Below are 20999 nucleotides of genomic sequence, written 5' to 3' on the forward strand. Positions count from 1 at the left end.
ATAATTTGATTAATATATCTTGAAATTTTTAAATTAACTTTTGGCTGTAATTTATATTTAACATTATTATTACTCATTAAAAGTGGGCATTTTCAAAAAAGTCCTTATTTTATCTTCTGCTATCTCATTAGTTCTCTCTCAAGAAGCGATTGCTTCAAAAAGATTGAGCGGAGCAGGTGCTACATTTCCCTCGAAAATTTATACTAGGTGGTTTTTTGACTTAGCCAAATCTGGTGGACCAAGGGTTAATTACCAAGCAGTTGGTTCGGGCTCTGGAAGAAAAGCTTTTATAGACCAAACTGTAAACTTTGGTGCATCAGATGATCCTATGAAAGATTCTGATATAGAGAAAGTAACTAGAGGACTAGTTCAAATACCTATGGTTGGTGGAACTATTGCTTTTGGTTATAACTATGATTGCGATTTGAAACTTACACAAGAGCAAGCAGTACGAGTTGCAATGGGTATGGTTAAAAACTGGAAAGAATTAGGTTGTAAATCAGGAAAGTTAACTTGGACACATCGTTCTGACGGTTCGGGAACTACTAAGGCTTTCACAAATTCTATGGAAGCATTTTCACCAACATGGACTTTAGGAACTGGTAAATCAGTTAAGTGGCCAGCAGGTGTTGGAGCAAAAGGTAATGCGGGTGTTGCAGGTGTAATTCAAAACACTCCAGGCGCAATTGGTTATGTAAATCAGTCATATATTAAAGGTAATGTTAAGGCTGCTGCGATTCAAAATCTTTCAGGTGAGTTTCTAAAACCATCTGCAGAGGCAGGAGCTAAGGCTCTTAATGGTATTACTTTAGATGAAAATCTTGCGGGTAAAAATCCTAATCCAACAGCAAAAGGCGCGTACCCTATCGCTTCATTGACATGGATACTTGCTTACGAAAAAGGTAATGGTAGAAACACTAAAGCAATAAAACAAGCCTTTAATACATTATTAAGTGATGAGTATCAAGATAAGGCTTCATCCCTTGGATTTATTCCCTTAAAAGGGAATATCCTTTTAAAATCAAGAGCTGCCGTTGAAAAAATAGGTAGTTAAATTTTTTAATAGATGTCAAATTATCATGACTTTCATATACCTTTAAGTCCTCTTAAAGTCTTTTACAGCATTTAGTAGTAGATTTATAGAGATATTCTTTTTTTAATGGAAGAGAAATTAACTCTTTTCAAGAATCGTAAAAGATTCGGTATCGAAAAAAATATAGATATTATCTTCAAGAATACTGCTCTAGTCTTGTCTAGTTTCGTAGCAATAATACTTTTAGGAATTATTTTAGTAGTCTTTTTCCAGTCATTTGGATCCTTTTCAAGGTATGGCTTGAAGTTTTTAGTAACCTCTGAATGGAATCCTGTAAAAGATGAATACGGAGCTTTTACCGCAATATATGGCACATTAGTAACATCATTTCTTTCGTTATTAATAACTATCCCTTTGGGAGTTGGAACTGCAATATTTATTACCGAGGACTTTGTCCCGAAAGTTTTTAGAGAAATAATAGGTTCTTTTGTTGAATTATTAGCAGCAATCCCATCAGTTGTATTGGGACTTTGGGCAATATTTGTTATGGAACCTTTTTTTAGAGCCTTTTTTGTCTTTTTGCATAATTTCTTTGGTTGGATACCTTTATTCAGTACAGAACCTACAGGCAGGAATTCTTTGTTAGCAATATTGATTTTAGTAGTAATGCTTTTGCCAATAGTGACTTCTATTGCAAGGGATTCACTTAATCAGGTTCCTAAAAAGCTAAGAAATGCGGCTTATGGCATTGGAGCAAGTAGATGGAAAACAATTTTTTCAGTAATTTTGCCGGCAGCATTATCAGGAATTATGGCAGGTGTTCTATTGGCTTTAGGTAGGGCAATGGGAGAAACAATGGCCGTGACAATGATTATTGGTAATTCAAATGCATTTAGTTGGTCTCTATTATCTCCTGGATATACCATTTCCTCCATGCTCGCAAATCAGTTTGGTGAGGCTGATGGAAGTCAGGTTTCATCACTGTTTTATGCGGCTTTTGTACTGATGATCCTTTCTTTAGTAGTAAATATCTTTGCGCAGTGGCTAGTTAAGAAATTTAGTCTCAAATATTAGATAATTATGAATTCACTCTATTACCAGAAAAGATTATCAAGAAATATAGGAGATAAATTCTTTACTTCTTTATCAGTAATTTGTGCATTGATCGCAATACTCCCTTTGATTTTTCTGGTGACTTATATTCTCATCAAAGGTGGATCCCAAATTACACCCGAACTATTTACTTTAGAACCAAATCCCCCTGGAGATGATTTAGATGCAGGTGGTATTAATCCTGCATTGATCGGAACATTAATAATAACTACTATTGCTTCAATTATCGCCATTCCAGTAGGTGTTGGTGGTGGAATATATCTAGCTGAATACTCTAAAGGCGGAGCTTTTTCAAGATTTATTAGATTTGGAGTTAATGTTCTGGCGGGAGTCCCCTCAATAATTGCCGGTGTCTTTATTTATGCCTTAATTGTTTCTACAAAGATCTTGTTTGGGAGTATGTACAGCGGTTTAGCTGGAGGGATGGCGCTTTCAATATTGATGTTGCCTACTGTGATTAAGACCACTGATGAAGGTTTAAAGTTAGTTCCTAACGAATTAAGATATGCGTCTCTTGGAGTTGGAGCAAGTATGTATACAACCATATTGAAAGTTACTTTGCCCTCTGCCTTTAGGTCTATTGCTACTGGCATTGTACTTGGTATCGCAAGAGCTGCAGGTGAAACAGCACCTTTGATATTTACGGCTTTATTTTCTTACTACTACATAACAGGCTTTGGGGACTTGTTTTATGAGATGGGTTCCTTGGCTGTATTGATATATAACTTTGCCCTTGAACCTTATGATGCTCAAAATAAATTAGCCTGGGCAGCTTCCTTTATTCTTGTTTTGTCGATACTATCAGTAAATATATTTTCAAGGATATTGGCCGCTTTTACAGAGAAAACTAAGAGAGTATAAATGATTAAAACTAATAAAAAAATACCAAAAAATATCATTTTGTCTCTTGAGAATGTTTCTATTAGCTATGGAACTTTCGAAGCAGTAAGAAATGTTTTTTGTAATTTTAAAAAAGGTAATATAACTTCCCTTATTGGCCCCTCCGGTTGTGGTAAATCAACTGTTCTTAGATCATTAAATAGGATGAACGATTTAATTCCTAATTGTTCACTGAAAGGTACCGTACTCTTCGATGGAACTAATATTTACGATAAAAGAGTAGATCCAGTTGAAGTAAGAAGAAGAATTGGAATGGTTTTTCAACAACCTAATCCTTTTCCTAAATCTATCTATGAAAATATCGCATTTGGGGCAAGAATTAATGGCTTTACGGGAGATATGGATGAATTAGTCGAAAGTTCACTAAAAAAGGCTGCTTTATGGGATGAATGTAAGGATAAATTAAATGATAGTGGTTACTCTTTATCTGGCGGACAACAACAAAGATTATGTATTGCTCGAACCATCGCAATTGAGCCTGAAATAATTCTCATGGATGAGCCATGTTCAGCTTTAGATCCAATCTCTACTTTAAAAATTGAGGAGACGATGCATGAACTTAAGAAGAATTACACAATAATAATCGTTACTCATAATATGCAACAGGCATTAAGAGTCAGTGATATGACTGCATTTTTTAATGCAATTGAGTATGAAGATGGTGATGGAGGAAAGGTTGGTTACCTCGCAGAATTTAATTCGACAAAGAAAATTTTTAACTCTCCAAAAGAAAAAACCACTCAGGAATACATATCAGGTAAATTTGGCTGATGTTAAATTTTTACTTTTAAAAGAAATATTTTTACTTTTAAGATGGTCAAGGGGTAGACAAACAGTATAAATACCTATATAGTTATCTCGAATTAGTAAGTTTATTTTTGAAAAACTACCCTTTTCTACCTTTCTTGATTTTTGCAGGGGCTCTCATAACAACTGCAACTATAGGTTTACCTGTATTTACTTCATAATTTAAGAAAATTTCTATTACAGGTAATCTTATGGTTTCAATATTAAATAAAGAATTAATTGGAAGTCCTAATAAAACCTTAATAAAGGGAAATTTATTTGACTTTATAAAAAAAAGAGAGAATATGAATCTGTGTGGGAGTGAAAAATCTGTATTAAAACCATTTTTAATAGTGGTCAATTTCTAATTTATTTATCATGGATAAAACTAAAGAACAGTTAGAAAAATTAAGAGAAGTAGCAGAAGCATCTCTTACAAAAACGGATGAACTTCAAAAAGTTCTTGCTCAAATCGAAGCTTTAATGTCTAGAGAAGAATCAAAAACATTATCAAAGAAGAAATAATTAATTAAAAAATAATTTTAGGTTTTGTACTTTTAATTACACCTCTACAATTTCATTGTAGTTATCAATTAGGTATGCAGAACCCGTTCCAAAGTTTTCTGTTAGGTCTCGAGGTCTTACCTTCTTTAAGTAAAAGACCTCTTTAATTTGCTTGTTTTTATTATATTTTATAAACTGCTTATTTAGTTTATTACTTTTTGGATTTCTTTCAGGCAGACATTTACGTCGAAAGATTCAGTATTTACAACTTCTAATCCTGTTGTTTTTGTAACCTCAACAGTGGCATTACATTCGTCTTGTTTAAGAGCCATGTAACTTGGCTTTTTATCTTCTATGTCTAATTCAACACTTGATTCAGTATCTGCCTTATATTGCTCCATTACAAGTGTAAGCGCCTCTATCTCAACGGAAAAATTATCATTTGCTTTTGCCCCAAATTGGATTACAAGAAATGGAAATAAAATCAAGGCTATTAATTTTTTCATTTCTATAAAATGTGTTTATTTTTTTTATAACGTGGATTGTCTGCTAAAGAAAGGGGCATTAGCTTTATTAATTTTTTTTATCTACTTTTACTTTTAAAAAAATAGATTTATAAACACAAATTAGTTGATAAATAAACTAATCGAGACTTTTAAGTATAAATTGGTATATCTAAATGAAAAATTTAAGTTACTTCAATAGGATTTTTTAAGATTTTATCTCGATAATTTCTTCTTCAGAAACAATTGCCCATTTTTTAAATGATTTTTTGCAGGGATATCCTCCGGTTAAGTCTCCGAATGCAGGCAGATATAAAACATTTTTATTGTTATCCATTGCAAAACACCTAAAAGATAATTTATCTCCATTGTTTTTTAAATGGATTTTTGGATGATAATGTCCACAAATATTCAAGGTTTTATTTTTTTCTAAGTTAACTGGCTCATGGCTAAAAGTAATATTTTTAGTTTTTCTAATATCAAAAATTTTTATATTTTTAAAATCACAACCTACATCATGATTTCCTAAGATTAGTTCAACTGTGGTTTTTAGTAGTTCAGGAAGATCCTCAACTTTTTTTTGAAGAGTTTTATCTATTGAATATTTGCTGTGGAATAAATCTCCCAAAATTATTAATTTATCAGGAGTATATTTTTTTACTATTTTTTTTATTCTTGCGAAATTATTTTCATCTGAATTATTGGTAAGGGGGATACCATTTTGCTGAAAATATTCAGCTTTCCCAAGATGAATATCGGATATCAACAATTCTTTTGTTTGGGGTAAAAATAAAGCTCTTGAAGGAAGCATCTCTAACAATGTATCTTCCCAACAAAATTTAAAAGAACTTTTTTTCATTTAATCACTATATTTTTTTATAAGTTTTTCTACTCTTTTTTCTATTGGTTCATTGCTTAAAGTATTTTTAAGTCTTTCAACTAATAAAGGGAAAGCAAAAGGGGTGGGAGTTTTTATCTCGTTTAACAGCATTTTTAAATTTTTTAATCTTTGTAATGATCTAGATATTCTTTTATTTTCTAATTGATATTCTTTAACTTCTTGATGCGATTGTTTTATTAAAAGATGGCCTTCTTCATATTTAGTAAAGACATCGAAGAAAAGACTTGAACTTATTTGAAGTTGAGAGGAGGTTTTAGTTTTGGTTGGATTATTTTGATTTACGAGTCCACTTATTTGAGCAATATTTTTAAATCTACGTTTTGTTAATTCTGAAAAATTAATTGCATTTTCTAGATCTTCTTCTAATTTTTTGTTATCCAAAAAGTAATCGGCTTCTTTTTTTACTATGGAAAAATCATAATCTTCTGCTGTAGTTAAGCTGAATCCAAAATCATTAGCAGTAATACTAAATGTAGATTGTTTTAATTTTGCTAATCTTAAAGCCCATAGAAATGCAATCCCTTCATTTACAAATTTGCCATCAAGTGTAAAAACAAAAAGATTCGAAAAATCCTTGGTTTTATAAATTTCTATAAGGAATTCATCTCTCTTTGGAATATTTGAAAGAACTTTTTGTTTCTTCAATATTGGGCGTAATGAATTTAGTTCAGGATTTAAGTAATCATAATTATCTAATTCATTGCATATTTCTATTTCTTTTCTCAAACTTTCACAAAGTAGATCAGAAATTGCCATTTGACCTCCGACCCATGCAGGAATTAGAGAACTTTTTTTTGTTGATTTTTTAACGTATAAAATCATATCTCTAATTCTTACAAATTGGAGCATTTTACCGGCAAAGTAAAATGTATCGCCAGGATTTAATTTTGAAGCAAAATTCTCCTCTAAATTACCTAAGGATTTACCTTTCGTATATTTAACATTCACAAATTTGTCACTTGTAATTGTACCAATATTGAACTTATGCATTCTTATTAAAGATTTGTCTTTGACAAAATATTTAAAGTTTTCATTATTATTTTGTGATTCTTCCTTAACTATCTTTTTATATTTTGGATATGCTTTAAGACATTTTCCTCCATATTCTAAAAAGTCAAGACACCAATTCCAATCTTGATCTTTTAAGTTTCTATAACTCCAGCAATTTTTAATTCTTTCTTTCTCAATTTTTGGATCAAAGCCATTTCCGCATGCCAAACTTATTAGATGTTGTAGAAGAACATCATAAGATAATTCAGGAAGTCTAATTTTTTCAGATATACCACTTTTTATTATTCTTCGCATTGCACTAATTTCTAATAACTCCAAAGAATTAGTAGGCATAAAAATTATTTTTGATTTTCCGCCTGGTCTATGAGCACTTCTTCCCGCTCTTTGGATAAGTCTAGCTAAATTTTTTGCACTACCAATTTGAACTATTTGATCTACAGGTTGGAAGTCAACCCCTAAATCTAATGAGCTGGTGCAAACCACCCATTTTATTAATCCGTCTTTAACCCCTTCTTCAACTCTTTTTCTATCATCTTTATCTAGTGAGCCATGATGAAGTGCTATTTTGTCTTCCATCTCTGGCAGAAAAAATTTAAGACATTGATACCATCTTTCAGATTGATTTCTTGTATTGGTGAATAATAAGGTGCTTTTATTTTTATCTAGGATTTTTAAAAGTGAAGAATGACTTCTAATACCAAGATGACCACTCCATGGAAAGGTCGTTTCCTCCTCTGGCAAAACGCTTATAATTTCTATCTCTTTTTGAATATTTGTAATTATAATTTTGGGTTTAATAGAGCTCATCCCAACTATTGCTCTTGCTGCTTCTTCAATATTTCCAATAGTTGCAGACATTGCCCAAATTTGTAAATTTTTTATATTACCTCTTAGCCAACTTAAAGATAACTCGCACTGGTTTCCTCTTTTACTACCCATCAATTCATGCCATTCGTCAATAATTATTGATGACAAATCCTTGAACAAATTATTAGATTCTTTATTAGAAAGTAAAAGAGATAAAGACTCTGGAGTGGTAATAAGAATATTAGGTGGTTTAGCTAGTTGCTTTTTCTTTTCATATGGGGTTGTATCCCCATTCCTAATGTCAACAGTGATTTCTTTATTAAAATGTAAAGCTGCTAATTGGATGGAATTTTTTAAATCTCTAGTTAGAGCTTTTAAAGGCGTTATTAATAATATATTCACACTTTTATTATTTTTGGGATCTTCTATCTTTGATAAAGGTCCCATTAATGCAGCATAAGTTTTGCCGCATCCAGTAGGAACTTGTATTATTCCATTCTCTCCATTTAAAAATGCTTCCCAAGATTCGATCTGGTAGGGTAATGGCTCCCATCCATTTGAGTAGAAAAAACGTTTAATTTTAGAAATTAAATTATTTTGCTTACTATTTTGTTTACTATTTTGCGTAATATTTTTCATGATATTTTTTTCATCAGTTCATAAGCATTCTCTAGGCTATCTGCATCATTGATTTTTTTATCTTTTCTCCATTTTGTTATTCTTGGAAATCTTACTGCTATGCCAGACTTATGACGTTTTGAAATTTGTATTTTCTCAAAAGATATTTCGAAAACCATTTCTGGTTTTAACGATCGAACAGGACCAAATTTTTCTATTGTATTTTTCCTTATCCATTTATCTAACTCTTTAATCTCAATATTCGTTAAACCAGAATATGCACTTGCAAATTTAATTAATTCTTCATCTTTCCATAACGCAAAACTGTAATCTGTGTAAAGACCAGCTCTTCTACCGCTACCCCCCTTAGCGTAAATTAGAACAGCATCCAGTTGCATAGGATCAACTTTATATTTCCACCAAATACCTTTTTTTCTACCAGAGGAGTATATAGAAGTCTTTTTTTTAATTATTAATCCTTCAGTATTATTTTCTCGAGATTTTTCTTTATAAGTTAAAGCGTCAGACCAATCTTTAGGAAAGATTAAATCACATATTTTGAAAATATCAGAGATATTCTTCTCAGTATTAATTTGCCATTTTGAAAAATATTTTTCTAATTCAATTCTTCTATTTTCTAATTTAATTTCTCTTATATCTCTCCCATTAATCTCTAAAAGATCATAAGCAATAAAAATAATTGGATATTTTATTTGGATTGATCTAGTAGGAGACTTTCTATTTATCCTTTTTTGAAGTAAAGAAAAATCAAAGGCAATTTGTTCTTTAAAATTCCAAACTAATAATTCCCCATCAAGAACAAAATCATCTTTTATATGTGACATTTTCTCTACTAATTCTGGGAAAGATTCATTTACTAATTCTTGCCCTCTTGTCCATAACGAAACATTGCCTGATCTTTTAATTAATTGCATCCTTATCCCGTCATATTTCCATTCAAATTGAAAATCATTTATTGAATGTTTGAAGATTTTGTCTTCAATAGTATTCGCTAGAAGAAATGGAAATGGTTTGGCATTTAACTCTTGAAGATTGATATCCTTGTTAATTAAAAATTTATATGAATCAATTGAAGGTTTAAAATCACCCATCAACCTATGAGAAATAATCTCTTCCTCAATATTAATTAGTTTTGATATTGATTTTGTGATTAATCCGATAGAGACTCCTACTCTAAAAGTTCCTGTAAGAATTTTATTAAAAATTAGATGGTTATCTTCAGGTAATTCTTCCCAAAGATTTTTAATTTCTAAATTTTTCTCCTCCTCATTAAGTTTTGATAATGCAGGTATTGTTTCGCTTAGTAATTCATTGAGACTTATATTTGATAATTTCTTTTTTCTAGAATTAGTTTTATTTTTAAGTAATAACGTTATTACCTCAGCAGAATCACCAACTTTCAAATAACATGTATCAATTAACCATTGAGGATATTCGTATATTTGAGAAAAAAGATTTTTTAAATATCTTCCACTAATAAATCTCTTATTACTTTTTCCAGTTAGTAAATATATTGTCCATGAATTATCTATTGGATCATTAGATAAAAAATAATCCTTTAAAACTTCAATTTTATTATTTGTACTATTAATTGAATCTAGATCGCCAAATAATTCTGAAAACTTTTTTAAGCTCATATTTATTTACCGAATAAAAGGACATTTATTGATTCCTTTTCCACTAAATATTTACTTAAGGCTTCACTATCTCCATGATGAAAAAATACATTTTTTGCTTCAGACTTTTTTACTACATCCAGAATTCCATCCCAATCCGCATGATCAGAGATTGCGAATCCTTTATCATATCCTGATCTTTTTCTTAGAGCTCTTATAGACATCCAACCACTAGCGAAAGCTGTTTGAATGTTTTTGAAATTTTTTAAATAAGAACCCTTACTTAAGGATGGCGGCAATAATATTAGACTTCCTTTAAGTTCATCTATCTTTTTTTTATTTTCAATTTTTATAGTTTCTTTAATATCAATTCCAAGTTCCCTATAACTATTGTTCATTCTATGAATACTGCCATGGGAATAAATATTGCCTTTAAAATTTGTTTGACTAATTTCGTTTAACAATCTCTGAGCTTTTCCAAGTGAATAGCAGAAAAGTAAAGAAGTTTTTTCTGGTGAATTAGTTATCCATTTTGAAATATCATTTGCTATTTTATTTGATTCATCCCACTTAAATATTGGCAAACCAAAAGTACATTCGCTTATTAAATAATCAGTTTTTACTATTTCATATTGTTTGCAAGTCTGATCTTTTTGAAGCTTAAAGTCACCTGAAATTAACCATTTTTCTTCAGCAAAAATAAACCTTATTTGACTAGATCCAAGGATGTGACCGGATGGATGAAAAGAAATATTAATGCCATTTATCTTGAATTCTTCTCCATATTCAAAAGTCTTAATTTTGATATTATCTCCAACTCTTTCTTTAAGAAGTATCGCAGTTTCCTTAGTAGAAATATATTCTTCACAGCCAAATGTAAAGTGATCAAAATGAGCATGTGTTATTAATGCCTTTTTTACTGGCTTGCTTGGATCAATCCAAATATCAGCAAGTTCACAATAAAGATTTCCATCTTTATATCTAATTAAATATTCTTGTTTAGTTCTCAAAACTACATCTCTTACAATGAAGTTAATTTAGCTAATTATGCCCACGCTTGTTTTGATAAAGCTATGGCTGAAATTGTTAGTAAAGCAATAACTACAAATTTGTTACTCCAATTAATCATGAATGAACTAATTTTGTTGAGAGAAACTCTATTAGATGGCACAATCTTTTTTTCATCCATAATGTGATGATTTTCATTATTTTCTAAGTAATTTAAATTTTTAATCTCATTAATTAATTTAGATTCGCAAGTTGAGAGTTTTTCTACTTGATTTAATAATTCAATATCTTCTGGCCTTAATAAAGAATTTAATTCTTTAATTTGTCTTTCGTTTTTCATAAGAAATTCATTAACTATCTCATCTGTCCCTAACCCCTCCTTTATATTTAAAAGAATATCATCTCTTTCCCAGGATTTTTCAAGAGAATTTAAAATTTTACTTATGCTCATTTTAAGTATTTTTACTTATGATAAATTATTATTTTTTTCTTCTGTGGCTTATTCCTTTAAGTAATTAAAAAAATTATTTTTATTTAAGATTTACGAATAAGTCTATTAGCAAAATATTTTATCTTTACCTTTTCTACAATTTTTTTTGAACTACTTTTAGTTTTAACTTTATTTAAATTGATCACTTCATCTGACACATTTTTGCCCGTTTCAAAATAATTTTTAATTTTTTCTAATTCTTCTTTATTTAATCTTTTTGTTGCACCTTTTGCATTGATTCCAAGTTTCTTACAGGCTAATAATATTCTATTACTTTCGACATTAAGATCTTTGGCAATACTGAAAATAGGAGTGTTGATAGACATTATTTTCTTTACTATGAAATTTATTATTTATAGTATATTTATAAGTTAGAAATTAAATATATTTTTAATTATTATTAATTTTAAAAACTTTTTTAATTAGGCTACTTCATCTTCAAAATTATTTAAATCATTAAACTTCTTTTTCATGGTTGGATTATTTCTAGTTAATTTCTTTACTGTCAAATCTTGAGATTTGCTGTCAGCCGATAAAAGATGTTTTTTTGAGAGAACTAAAGCCTCTTTAGTTTTTTGTAAATGGGTTATTGATTTGTCAATTTCTGATATTGCATCATTAAATCTATCCTGGGCAAGTGAAACATTTTTACCAACTGCATTTTTGAATTGTTCAAGAGTACTTTCAAAATTGGTTATGTCAAAATTCTCACGTTTCATTAAATCAATTTGTGATTTGTATTTTAAGCTTTCCATAGATGCATTTCTTAGCAGAGAAATAATGGGCAAGAAAAATTGAGGTCTTATGACATACATTTTTGGGAATCTATGAGAAACATCTACTATGCCAGCATTATATAGTTCACTATCGGGTTCTAGAAGGGATACTAAAACTGCATATTCACATGATTTTTGTCTTCTATCTTTATCTAATTCTTTTAAAAAATCTTCGTTTTTTCTTTTATTAGTTCCATTTAAACTTTCATTCTTCATCTCAAACATTATGGATACGACTTCGGTTTTATTTTCATCAAATTCTCTAAATATATAGTCACCTTTGCTTCCTGAAGTGGCATCATTATCCTTTTCGAAATATGAGTTTTTAAATGCAGAGGCACGATTCAGGTTAAATTGAGTTTCGCAATGGATTTCTAATGTTTCTCCTATCATCTTTGTAGATAATCTAGATTTCATTTCTCTTAACTCCTGAATAGTCAAGTCCCTTTCACTAATTTTGCTTTTAAACTTTTCTTCAATTAATTTTTCATTAATTGAATGTTCAAGCTTCATCTTTTCAATGGAATTTGTTAAAGATGAGTTTTCTTTTTCTAAATTATTAACAGCTTCACCAATTTTGTTTTTTAAAGATAATTCTGAAATTAAAGACTGGTTTTTAATTTCGTCTTTCAACTTGATTAACTCATTATTCAATAAATTAATTTTATTTGTTGCTTGATTTTTTAAATCATTAAGGGCATTTGTTTTCTTTTCTTCAGCTATTTTTAATTTAGATTCAAGAGTTTGGATTTCAGACTCTTTAATCCGATTCTGCTCTATTAACTGTATTTTTAACTCACGTTTTAAAATTTCCAAAGCTTTTTTATTATCTTCTTCAGCCAAGATAAGTCTTTCTTTTATTTGTTTATTAAATTCTTCGTCTTTTATCTGAAGAAGTATTTCTTCAAAGCTGCTGGGATCAATTCTGAAAGTTTTGCCGCATGAAGGACATTTAATATCTTTCATTTTTTAATTACAAAATTAATATTAGAAAGGATTTAATATTCGAATTATGTAAAATGAATATTATTCTTGACTAAGAATAAACAATGAACCAATATTATGCATTAAAAAATAAAGTAATTACTCAATAAAAGTTATATTAATCCAGATTCCTTAAGAATATTTATTTTATTTGCTAATTCTATATCTGCAGAAGATATTGAGCGGTCTAAATTTTTGTGAGATGAAACTGTGTAACCACTGTCATCAACAAATTCGTCTTCCCCATCTTTTAAGTGGGTATTTTCATTTTGGAGATTTTTAAAATTATCCGACTTGAATATATTTGACTTGCTGATATTACTATATCCAAAATTCGCAATTCCTCTGGCATCTAATGCTTCCTCAACTAATATTCCAACTACTTTAGATCTACTTATAGATTCGCTCTTGGATATTTCATCAATAATCTCAAGTACTCTTTTTCTAGGAAGATATCCTATCCTTTTAACTTTATTTTCCATAAGTCTTTACATATGTCAATATTGTAACACTTCTGTCAAATCAACTCAGATTTTGACTAATAGCACTTATATATAAATTTAAATAGTAGGATTAAAGTATAATTTCAAAGAACACTCATTCAAAGTTATTTTTCAAATAATCATGGGATAGTTTTAAATGCTTCTTCTATTTGCTTTTTCAGTTTGATTCTGATTTTTGAAATTTTCTAAATTTAAATTCCAAATATTATGAAAGGTAAAATATATGATAATGCTGATAGCTTTGCAATGTCATTTGATGAGGAATGGGACAATGTTGATTGTGATGATGTACGAATAAAGATAGATAAGGTTTTAGAACTTTTATCAGATCATCCTTTTTTTATATCTAATCCTGAAAATGCTAGAAAAATGGCAGAATTTAGGATATTTTCATTAAAAAAATTTCAATAATTATTTTTAAATTTTTTAAAGTTAATTACTTTTAAATTAATTTTAATTACTTAAGATTTAAATAGTTGGGGAATTAAAAAATCCCTTACTGTATAAAAATATTATTATGCCAACAATTGGTCCTATCCCAAAAACAAAAAGCACTAATTTCGCAGAATTTTTTGTTTGACCTAATTTTTGATCTTTTAAATTTGAATTAGTTTGTTTTTTTTTAGATTTTTTCTTTTTCATGAAAGATATATTACTACAATTCGACTTTAAAAGATTTTGATATGTTATTGGGTTTGAAAAAAATTTTTAAATTGACAAAACTTATATGGGAGTCAAAAAGATCGTATTGTATAATGTAAAGAATATAAAGGAAATATGAGTGCAACTAAGAGAGAGGAAGTTTGTTCTCACCTTAGATATATAAGGTTAGAACTTAGAGAGATGCATCAAATGCTCATTAAAGAAGATTTATTGCCAGATCTTAATGAAGCAAAGGAAGTGCTAGCACAGCTTGATGCTTTACTGGATTTATTATCAGAAAAAAGAGTAACGAAAATAAAGAGCCAATTTTGAAAACTTTTGGCTAATTTGAATATATTAAAGATAATTTGTAGCTGATTCTATTTTTTTTCTATTATCGTGCATCTGTTCTAATTTATTGTAAATTTCTTTAATTTGGATTTGGATTAAATCAGTTGAATGTATATTACTTAACGCATCTAATGTTGATAGAAGGCTTTCTTTAGCTTCAATTAAATGTCTACATTCTTTACTGCCTGCTTCGTATGACATAGGATTTTTATAAGGATAATTATTATCACAAATATATTAAAAATTCTTCCGTATTGTTTGATACTCTTATTAAATCAACGCTTATTATTGTAATTTCCAATACAGAATAAGAAATTATTTTTACTAAGATTCAATAAAAAACATATGCAAGAAAACTCCAACGATTATAAATTCTGCATTAAGTTGGCACTAGACAATGCAAAAAAAAGAATTAATTTATTAGATAATTCTGATAAAAAGTGTGTTCTAGAAGAATATAAAGAATGGATTAATGATGGTTTAAATAAGCATACGGTTTTACTACTAAGGGATGATCCGATCATCTAGGAAAAATGTGAAAAAATTTTTTAATTCTTTGTATTAGAAGTAACCCTAAATAAAAAATAAAGACTTGCGATAAAAATTACTGAAAGAATAACAGTTAATGAAGAAAAACTATCCATATCTATATTATTTAAAAAATTTATTCAACTATAGCAGTCAACTTAAACAAGTACTGCATTCAGTTTTCTTTGAAAAGTGAAAGAATAAATTTATTCAAACTTTCTTTTTCTAAAAATATTTTTTTCTTCTTGTAAGTCTTTAATTTTTTAAAAATTAAATCAACTATGTGTTCTGCTTTTGGAGTCATGTATTAATTTATTTTTCCAATAAATAAATTTTCTCTTCACCTATTTTATCTGGCTTTGTTATTTTACATCCTTTATCTTTTTCCATATTGCAATCTTTTGTGGCAGGAACAGATTTCCAGGTACAAATTTTTTCTTGGGATTCTTCTTTTAAAATATTCCATCCATTATCTAAGTATTCTGAAATACCATCCTCTCCACAAGAAAACTTAATTTCCATTCTTTTCTTTTCTGAATTAGGATTATCCTCAATTTTTTTTTCCAAATTATTTGTGGGATACTCTTTATTAGTGGATGTCCTACAAGAAATTAAGAAAATTGCGATTAGAATTAAGATAGGAACTTGTTTTATTATTTTCATTTTTTTAACTTTTGATGATTCTAAATTATTTAAATTATAGTTTATTTTGATTCTATTAATTTTAATAGTCTATGCATTTTATCCATCAAGTCTTTTACATCACCTGGCTTCGGTAATATTAATTCTTCCGTAACTTGTAAATGCATTTTCTTTAAGTTATGCCTCAAATCTTTTAAATGCATTTTCACGTTTTCTTTCTTTTGCTTTATATCAGTCATAGGAATAAAATTTAAACTTTTTTAAACTTAAAGTTACTATCATAATATTGAAATGCTTATTAATAGAGAATAATTCAAAATTTAATTTTTTAAATTTTCTATTTCATAGATTTCTTCGCCACCATGACAAAAATTTGTAGATAACATTTTTATTTCTCTATTATTAATTCCGATTGTATTTTTATTTTTAATAATATAATTTTTAGCAATCGCTTCACAATCTAATTTATTTTTTGCATGTTTAATAACTGGAAAAAAATATGCCAATGTAGTAATTGCAAACAAAAATATTATTATTGATTTTTTTTCATTTTTAATAAATTCTTTAGATTTTTTTTGGGCTTTTAATATTTTTATTAGTAATTTATCTGGTAATCCTATTTGAACAAATAATAACTCTACCCACCATGGAAGCTCCTTATCTTTCTTTTTCTTTAAGTTTGAGGAAGTATTCATTTTCTTGACTTCATAGTTTTGGTTTTTCAGTTCTTTAGGATTAGTTGTTTCTTTTTTATTCATATCATCCAATGATTTATTTGGAATGTAGAGGTTTTATTTTGATTTGGAAACTATGTATTTATTTTATAAGTTTTAATTTAATTTATCTATGAATTTGATTATTGTTAATTTGTATTTAGAAACTTTAAATGGCAAAAAAAAGAAGGAAGTTAAATAAAGATTTTGAGAGAAAAATATATTCATCAAAAAAAAATGTCGAATTAGTACTGGCAAAAATCTACGATATCGATGATGAAGACATACAAAAAGAATATATGAGTGCCTTTAATAAAGTTGTTTACTTATATGATGAATTAAAAGAAGATTACGAGCGACAAGGATTTTCTGATAATTCTGAAGAACTTCTCACAAGCTATAAAAATGCATTTAATCTTTTCGAATCAGAATTTGAAATTTAAATTTAATTTCTAATTACCTTTTGTAAGGGGTTACAGGTATTTCAATTGGCTTTCCTTTTTGGAGATCAGATCTTTTCTCTTGTAAATTTTTGATGCACAATGATACTCTTTTCTCCTTTGCGCAAGATCTTTTTATTTGGTAATCAGTAAGTGATAATGATTTATTACTAAATGAAAAAAAGGCCAATAAAGACATAAAAAAATTTAATACCAATTTCATTTGTTCTTTCCTAACTATTTTCTAATACCCTTTAATTAAATTACTTTTTATTATAAAGATCTATGATTTCTTTTAATTCATCTTTACTTAACTCTGTTGAAATAAAAACTTCTTGAGCTGTATTACCCTTTCTTGCGATTGCTTTATATCCGTTTATAGTTTTCACTGACAATCTAATTATCAAATTAGAGGATCTTCCCCTGGCTCTTGAAATAACAGCTGGAGTTATTGTCTTGATATTATTTTCCAGTGCCAATTTTTGAAGTATTGGAATTAGACCTTCTATATTTGTACTATGATTTAAAACTAACCTTCCCAATTTAATTTTATTTCGATTCTATTGGGAAAATTTTGTTTCTGAGAAATTAACTTTAGCTTTAAAATGATTAAAAAATTTTTGAAGTTCTGTTATATTTATAAAAATGATTAAATTCTAATGATCTTTCAAATAGGCTGGGCAGCATTGGCTGCTATTTTTACTTTTTCAATCGCAATGGTTGTTTGGGGAAGAAATGGGGACGGATCTATTGACATATGATTTCATTTTTAACTTATGAAGTCTATTTAAGTAAATTTCTTCTCTTAACATCGTTTGTTTTGCTCATATTCATAACATTAGCTGTAATCTATATATCCTATGTCTCTTGGAAAGATAAAAAAAGATTAAAAAAATAGTTATTATCTTTTTTGGTTTTTTTTCTTATCCTTAATTTTGAGCTCTTCAATTAATTCTTTTGCTTGTTCCAATTTTGATATGCTGCTTTTGTAGATTCCAATATCTTTTTCTGCTTTATTAGCAGATAAGCTTAACTTCTCAAAAATATCAGATATAATTTTATTCTTATCTGATTCATTTTTCTCTTTGAAATCTTGGGAGTTTGAAATTAATATATATATCCCTAAGTTCAAAATTCTTGAAGGATAAAGTTTGAAATTACTTTTTTCTACTAATAATTTTAAAATATCCTTAGACGTTTTATCATTTAATTCTTTTTGAGACTTTTGTGATATTTCATTAATTTCCTTCGCCTCAAAATTTGTAGAACTGCATAAAGATTCAAAAAGTAGATCCAAGTGTTTTTCAGGTTGATATCCTTTCATTAATTCTTTGAATGTTTCGGTTAGGCCGACACAAAAGATATAATCTTGCGTAAATTCATTTTGATGGTTCAAAAGATTAAGTTCGACAAGCATTTCATCAACTATTCTTTTATATAAACCTGGAATGACGTAAGGAAATTTTTCATGAAATAACTTTTTGCTATCTGAAACAGTCAATTTTTCTTTCAATTTTTTATATGTAAACCTTAATAAGGTTAGCGTATGTTGACTCAATATCGTTAATATCTAATAAACAGATAAATATTATTATGATCCCTTTAGTTTTAGAAGAATCGGGCGGTAGTGAAAGAGTCTTTGATATTTATTCAAGACTATTAAGAGAGAGAATAATATTTTTGGGAGAACAAGTTACTAGTGAAACTGCCAATAGAATTGTTGCTCAATTATTGTTCCTTGAAGCAGAGGATCCAGATAAGGATATTTATATGTATATAAATTCACCAGGCGGATCCGTATATGACGGATTGGGTATCTTTGACACAATGCAACATGTAAAGCCTGACATTCATACAGTATGTGTAGGTTTGGCAGCTAGTATGGGTGCATTTTTGCTTGCGGCAGGTACTAAAGGTAAAAGAAGCAGCCTTAGGCATTCAAGAATAATGATTCATCAACCGCTTGGAGGTGCTAGAGGGCAAGCCAGTGATATAAGAATTCAAGCAGATGAAATATTGTTCTTAAAAGAACGACTAAATACTGAATTATCAGAAAGAACTGGAAAGGATTATGACACTATCAAAGAAGATACTGATAGAGATTTTTATATGTCCCCAAACGAAGCTGTTGAGTACGGTTTAATTGATCTGGTGTTAGATAAAAAACCAATAAAAGTTTAGCTTAATAATTGAGGTGTTCTCTCTTTCTCAGGAATTTTGGTGAATTTGGAGAGAATACTTACAAATTCATCACCATCTAATGTTTCTTTTTCGATTAATAGGTCAACTATCTTATCCATAGCTTCTCTATTTTTGCTTACTATATCGTAGGTTTCTTTATAACATTCTTTGACCATTATTCTTACACTTTCATCTATTTGTTTAGAGATTGAATCAGAAACTTCACTTCTAGTCATTAAATCTCTACCAACAAATACTTCTTGATTACCACTCTCTAAAGCTATCGGACCTAAATTACTCATTCCAAATCTAGTAACCATTTGGCGGGCCATTGAAGCAACTTGTTGGAAATCACCTCCTGCTCCTGTTGTAATCTCACCTTCTCCAAAAACTACATCTTCAGCAGCCCTTCCTCCTAAAGCACCCATTATCCTAGCTTTTAATTGCGCCCTGCTTACAAGGGTTTGTTCATCATCTGGGGTAAACCAAGTTAATCCTTTAGCTTGACCTCTTGGAATGACTGTCACTTTTTGGACAGGATCATGGGCTTTAACAAGTGAACCTATAAGAGCATGGCCAACTTCATGATAAGCGATTAATCTCTTGCTTCTACCATCAGTTAATGGAGAACCTTCCATTCCTGCAACAATCCTATCAACAGAATCATCAATTTCTGAAATACTTATAGAGTCTTTTCTTCTCCTGGCAGTTAGTATAGCAGCCTCATTTAATAAATTTGCTAAATCTGCTCCAGTAAAACCTGGTGTTCTTCTCGCAATACTTTCAAGTGTTAGATCCTCTTGAAGCTTCTTATTCCTTGCATGAACTTCCAATATTGATAGTCTGCCTTTGATATCAGGCGCATCTACGGTTACCTGTCTATCAAATCTACCTGGTCTCATTAGCGCTGAGTCTAAAACATCTGGCCTGTTTGTGGCTGCAATTATTATTATGCCACTATTACCTTCGAAACCATCCATTTCAGTAAGTAATTGATTAAGAGTTTGTTCTCTCTCATCATTACCTCCACCAATACCTGCACCTCTTTGTCTTCCAACTGCATCGATTTCATCAATAAAGATTAAACAGGGACTATTTTCTTTAGCTCTTTTGAAAAGGTCTCTAACTCTACTAGCACCAACACCAACAAACATTTCAACAAATTCAGAACCTGATAATGAGAAGAATGGCACACCTGCTTCACCTGCAATTGCTTTAGCTAATAGGGTTTTACCAGTGCCAGGAGGTCCTACTAATAAAACCCCTTTGGGAATTCTTGCTCCAACGGAAGTAAATTTTTCTGGTTTTTTCAGAAAAGTAACAACTTCTTGCAAATCCTGTTTAGCTTCATTAACGCCTGCAACATCATCGAATACAACTCCTGTTTCAGCTTCCATTGCAAATCTTGCTTTAGTTTTTCCAAACTGCATTGCTTGCCCAGGACCTCCAGGCATACCATTTGACCTCCTCGCTAACAAAATTAAACCTCCAATTAAGATAGCTGGGAAAAGTAAATTACCTAAAATTCCTAATGCAGGCGGAGCTGTTTTTATTGGATGAACATCAAAACTAATTCCCTCATTTTTTAAAATATTTATAAGTTCTGGTGTTAAGCCTGGAAGATCTACACGCAATCTTTGGACTTTATTATCTAAATCCGAATCTATTGTCTCTATAACTGCATTTCTGCCTCCCTCAAAAATATCAACAGATGTAACCCTTCCCGAATTAATATAATCTAAAAATCTGCCGTAACTAACTCTTGCTACCGCTGAATTTCTTGGTGCAATAGTAGTGCCATTAGATTTAAGCGAATCGACGTTGCTTGAAGATAAAAATTGGTAGGAAAGTGCTATTACTAAAAGTATAGGTAAAGCCCATAAAATTAATGTTTTAAATTTTTGATTCATTAATTTGTTGAAATTCAA

30 protein-coding genes are annotated in these 20999 nt (G+C 29.4%); 11 read left to right on the forward strand and 19 right to left on the reverse strand.

Features of this window, described 5'->3' with window-relative positions:
• Window positions 1-82 precede the first annotated feature (82 nt).
• From pstS to pstB, 4 genes are all read left to right on the forward strand, one after another.
• A complete protein-coding gene (gene pstS, locus EV02_RS08230; RefSeq protein ID WP_011862755.1) occupies window positions 83-1054 on the forward strand; it encodes a phosphate ABC transporter substrate-binding protein PstS in 972 nt (323 codons plus the stop codon).
• A 105-nt stretch (window positions 1055-1159) separates the two neighbouring features.
• Window positions 1160-2107, forward strand: coding sequence for a phosphate ABC transporter permease subunit PstC (pstC, locus tag EV02_RS08225; RefSeq protein ID WP_032518710.1), 948 nt, complete (start codon window positions 1160-1162; stop codon window positions 2105-2107).
• A gap of 6 nt (window positions 2108-2113) precedes the next feature.
• Window positions 2114-3007, forward strand: coding sequence for a phosphate ABC transporter permease PstA (pstA, locus tag EV02_RS08220; protein WP_032518711.1), 894 nt, complete (start codon window positions 2114-2116; stop codon window positions 3005-3007).
• On the forward strand, window positions 3008-3817 hold the full coding sequence (gene pstB, locus EV02_RS08215; RefSeq protein ID WP_025952645.1) for a phosphate ABC transporter ATP-binding protein PstB: 810 nt from the start codon (window positions 3008-3010) through the stop codon (window positions 3815-3817). It begins immediately after the preceding gene.
• Window positions 3818-3932: 115 nt separating this feature from the next.
• On the opposite strand, the gene EV02_RS09360 is transcribed toward pstB, so the two are convergent.
• Window positions 3933-4193, reverse strand: a complete 261-nt coding sequence (locus tag EV02_RS09360; RefSeq protein ID WP_032518714.1) for a hypothetical protein — start codon at window positions 4191-4193, stop codon at window positions 3933-3935.
• Window positions 4194-4210: 17 nt separating this feature from the next.
• Between EV02_RS09360 and EV02_RS09365 the strand changes: the two genes are divergently transcribed.
• Window positions 4211-4357, forward strand: coding sequence for a hypothetical protein (locus tag EV02_RS09365; protein ID WP_179852451.1), 147 nt, complete (start codon window positions 4211-4213; stop codon window positions 4355-4357).
• 182 nt (window positions 4358-4539) lie between these two features.
• On the opposite strand, the gene EV02_RS08205 is transcribed toward EV02_RS09365, so the two are convergent.
• The 9 genes from EV02_RS08205 to EV02_RS08165 form a co-directional block, all read right to left on the reverse strand.
• Window positions 4540-4842: a hypothetical protein gene (locus EV02_RS08205; protein ID WP_032518716.1), complete on the reverse strand. Its 303-nt coding sequence runs from the start codon at window positions 4840-4842 to the stop codon at window positions 4540-4542.
• A gap of 205 nt (window positions 4843-5047) precedes the next feature.
• Complete coding sequence (pdeM, locus tag EV02_RS08200; protein ID WP_032518718.1) at window positions 5048-5698, reverse strand: ligase-associated DNA damage response endonuclease PdeM; 651 nt, start codon at window positions 5696-5698, stop codon at window positions 5048-5050.
• Window positions 5699-8197: a ligase-associated DNA damage response DEXH box helicase gene (locus tag EV02_RS08195; RefSeq protein ID WP_032518720.1), complete on the reverse strand. Its 2499-nt coding sequence runs from the start codon at window positions 8195-8197 to the stop codon at window positions 5699-5701.
• A complete protein-coding gene (locus tag EV02_RS08190) occupies window positions 8194-9834 on the reverse strand; it encodes an ATP-dependent DNA ligase (protein ID WP_032518722.1) in 1641 nt (546 codons plus the stop codon). The genes EV02_RS08195 and EV02_RS08190 overlap by 4 nt, the downstream gene beginning before the upstream one ends.
• Window positions 9835-9836: 2 nt before the next feature.
• Window positions 9837-10823 carry a ligase-associated DNA damage response exonuclease gene (locus tag EV02_RS08185; protein ID WP_032518723.1) on the reverse strand — a complete coding sequence of 329 codons (987 nt, stop codon included), beginning with the start codon at window positions 10821-10823 and terminating at the stop codon, window positions 9837-9839.
• 35 nt (window positions 10824-10858) lie between these two features.
• Entirely contained in the window at window positions 10859-11272 is a 414-nt protein-coding gene (locus EV02_RS08180) for a hypothetical protein (protein WP_032518724.1), read from the reverse strand.
• An 83-nt stretch (window positions 11273-11355) separates the two neighbouring features.
• Window positions 11356-11637, reverse strand: a complete 282-nt coding sequence (locus EV02_RS08175) for a translation initiation factor IF-2 N-terminal domain-containing protein (protein WP_032518725.1) — start codon at window positions 11635-11637, stop codon at window positions 11356-11358.
• A gap of 96 nt (window positions 11638-11733) precedes the next feature.
• Window positions 11734-13053 carry a DUF2130 domain-containing protein gene (locus EV02_RS08170; RefSeq protein ID WP_032518726.1) on the reverse strand — a complete coding sequence of 440 codons (1320 nt, stop codon included), beginning with the start codon at window positions 13051-13053 and terminating at the stop codon, window positions 11734-11736.
• 131 nt (window positions 13054-13184) lie between these two features.
• The gene (locus tag EV02_RS08165; RefSeq protein ID WP_032518727.1) at window positions 13185-13553 is read right to left on the reverse strand and encodes a hypothetical protein; all 369 of its coding nucleotides are present in this window, start codon (window positions 13551-13553) and stop codon (window positions 13185-13187) included.
• A 228-nt stretch (window positions 13554-13781) separates the two neighbouring features.
• Here EV02_RS08165 and EV02_RS08160 point away from each other — a divergent pair, with 228 nt between their 5' ends.
• Window positions 13782-13985, forward strand: a complete 204-nt coding sequence (locus EV02_RS08160; protein ID WP_032518728.1) for a hypothetical protein — start codon at window positions 13782-13784, stop codon at window positions 13983-13985.
• A gap of 57 nt (window positions 13986-14042) precedes the next feature.
• Here EV02_RS08160 and EV02_RS09370 read toward each other — a convergent pair whose 3' ends face one another.
• The gene (locus EV02_RS09370; protein WP_193742597.1) at window positions 14043-14216 is read right to left on the reverse strand and encodes a hypothetical protein; all 174 of its coding nucleotides are present in this window, start codon (window positions 14214-14216) and stop codon (window positions 14043-14045) included.
• A 135-nt stretch (window positions 14217-14351) separates the two neighbouring features.
• Here EV02_RS09370 and EV02_RS08155 point away from each other — a divergent pair, with 135 nt between their 5' ends.
• Complete coding sequence (locus tag EV02_RS08155) at window positions 14352-14549, forward strand: hypothetical protein (protein WP_032518729.1); 198 nt, start codon at window positions 14352-14354, stop codon at window positions 14547-14549.
• A gap of 24 nt (window positions 14550-14573) precedes the next feature.
• On the opposite strand, the gene EV02_RS08150 is transcribed toward EV02_RS08155, so the two are convergent.
• Window positions 14574-14768 carry a hypothetical protein gene (locus tag EV02_RS08150; RefSeq protein ID WP_011818239.1) on the reverse strand — a complete coding sequence of 65 codons (195 nt, stop codon included), beginning with the start codon at window positions 14766-14768 and terminating at the stop codon, window positions 14574-14576.
• Between the two features lie 144 nt (window positions 14769-14912).
• Here EV02_RS08150 and EV02_RS0108525 point away from each other — a divergent pair, with 144 nt between their 5' ends.
• Window positions 14913-15095: a hypothetical protein gene (locus EV02_RS0108525; protein WP_032518730.1), complete on the forward strand. Its 183-nt coding sequence runs from the start codon at window positions 14913-14915 to the stop codon at window positions 15093-15095.
• A 312-nt stretch (window positions 15096-15407) separates the two neighbouring features.
• Here the strand turns inward: EV02_RS0108525 and EV02_RS08145 are convergent, their stop codons facing one another.
• The 3 genes from EV02_RS08145 to EV02_RS08140 form a co-directional block, all read right to left on the reverse strand.
• The gene (locus EV02_RS08145; protein WP_032518731.1) at window positions 15408-15758 is read right to left on the reverse strand and encodes a hypothetical protein; all 351 of its coding nucleotides are present in this window, start codon (window positions 15756-15758) and stop codon (window positions 15408-15410) included.
• A gap of 41 nt (window positions 15759-15799) precedes the next feature.
• Complete coding sequence (locus tag EV02_RS09375; protein WP_193742614.1) at window positions 15800-15940, reverse strand: hypothetical protein; 141 nt, start codon at window positions 15938-15940, stop codon at window positions 15800-15802.
• A 117-nt stretch (window positions 15941-16057) separates the two neighbouring features.
• The gene (locus tag EV02_RS08140) at window positions 16058-16495 is read right to left on the reverse strand and encodes a hypothetical protein (RefSeq protein ID WP_032518732.1); all 438 of its coding nucleotides are present in this window, start codon (window positions 16493-16495) and stop codon (window positions 16058-16060) included.
• A 128-nt stretch (window positions 16496-16623) separates the two neighbouring features.
• On the opposite strand from EV02_RS08140, the gene EV02_RS08135 reads away from it, so the two are divergent.
• Window positions 16624-16893, forward strand: coding sequence for a hypothetical protein (locus EV02_RS08135; RefSeq protein ID WP_032518735.1), 270 nt, complete (start codon window positions 16624-16626; stop codon window positions 16891-16893).
• Between the two features lie 13 nt (window positions 16894-16906).
• On the opposite strand, the gene EV02_RS08130 is transcribed toward EV02_RS08135, so the two are convergent.
• Both EV02_RS08130 and EV02_RS08125 read right to left on the reverse strand, forming a co-directional pair.
• Complete coding sequence (locus EV02_RS08130) at window positions 16907-17113, reverse strand: hypothetical protein (RefSeq protein ID WP_032518737.1); 207 nt, start codon at window positions 17111-17113, stop codon at window positions 16907-16909.
• Between the two features lie 40 nt (window positions 17114-17153).
• Window positions 17154-17432 carry a DUF2103 domain-containing protein gene (locus EV02_RS08125; RefSeq protein WP_032518738.1) on the reverse strand — a complete coding sequence of 93 codons (279 nt, stop codon included), beginning with the start codon at window positions 17430-17432 and terminating at the stop codon, window positions 17154-17156.
• Between the two features lie 117 nt (window positions 17433-17549).
• Between EV02_RS08125 and petN the strand changes: the two genes are divergently transcribed.
• A complete protein-coding gene (petN, locus tag EV02_RS0108530) occupies window positions 17550-17651 on the forward strand; it encodes a cytochrome b6-f complex subunit PetN (protein ID WP_011376303.1) in 102 nt (33 codons plus the stop codon).
• A 140-nt stretch (window positions 17652-17791) separates the two neighbouring features.
• Here the strand turns inward: petN and psb29 are convergent, their stop codons facing one another.
• Window positions 17792-18448 carry a photosystem II biogenesis protein Psp29 gene (gene psb29 / locus EV02_RS08120; RefSeq protein WP_032518739.1) on the reverse strand — a complete coding sequence of 219 codons (657 nt, stop codon included), beginning with the start codon at window positions 18446-18448 and terminating at the stop codon, window positions 17792-17794.
• Between the two features lie 32 nt (window positions 18449-18480).
• Here psb29 and clpP point away from each other — a divergent pair, with 32 nt between their 5' ends.
• Window positions 18481-19071 (forward strand): ATP-dependent Clp endopeptidase proteolytic subunit ClpP, encoded by a 591-nt coding sequence (gene clpP, locus EV02_RS08115; RefSeq protein ID WP_263890449.1) that lies wholly within the window; start codon window positions 18481-18483, stop codon window positions 19069-19071.
• Here clpP and ftsH read toward each other — a convergent pair.
• On the reverse strand, window positions 19068-20981 hold the full coding sequence (gene ftsH / locus EV02_RS08110) for an ATP-dependent zinc metalloprotease FtsH (RefSeq protein WP_032518740.1): 1914 nt from the start codon (window positions 20979-20981) through the stop codon (window positions 19068-19070). The genes clpP and ftsH overlap by 4 nt on opposite strands.
• Window positions 20982-20999: the final 18 nt, after the last annotated feature.

The sequence above is a fragment of the Prochlorococcus marinus str. SB genome, assembly GCF_000760115.1.
GTDB lineage: Bacteria > Cyanobacteriota > Cyanobacteriia > PCC-6307 > Cyanobiaceae > Prochlorococcus_A > Prochlorococcus_A marinus_D.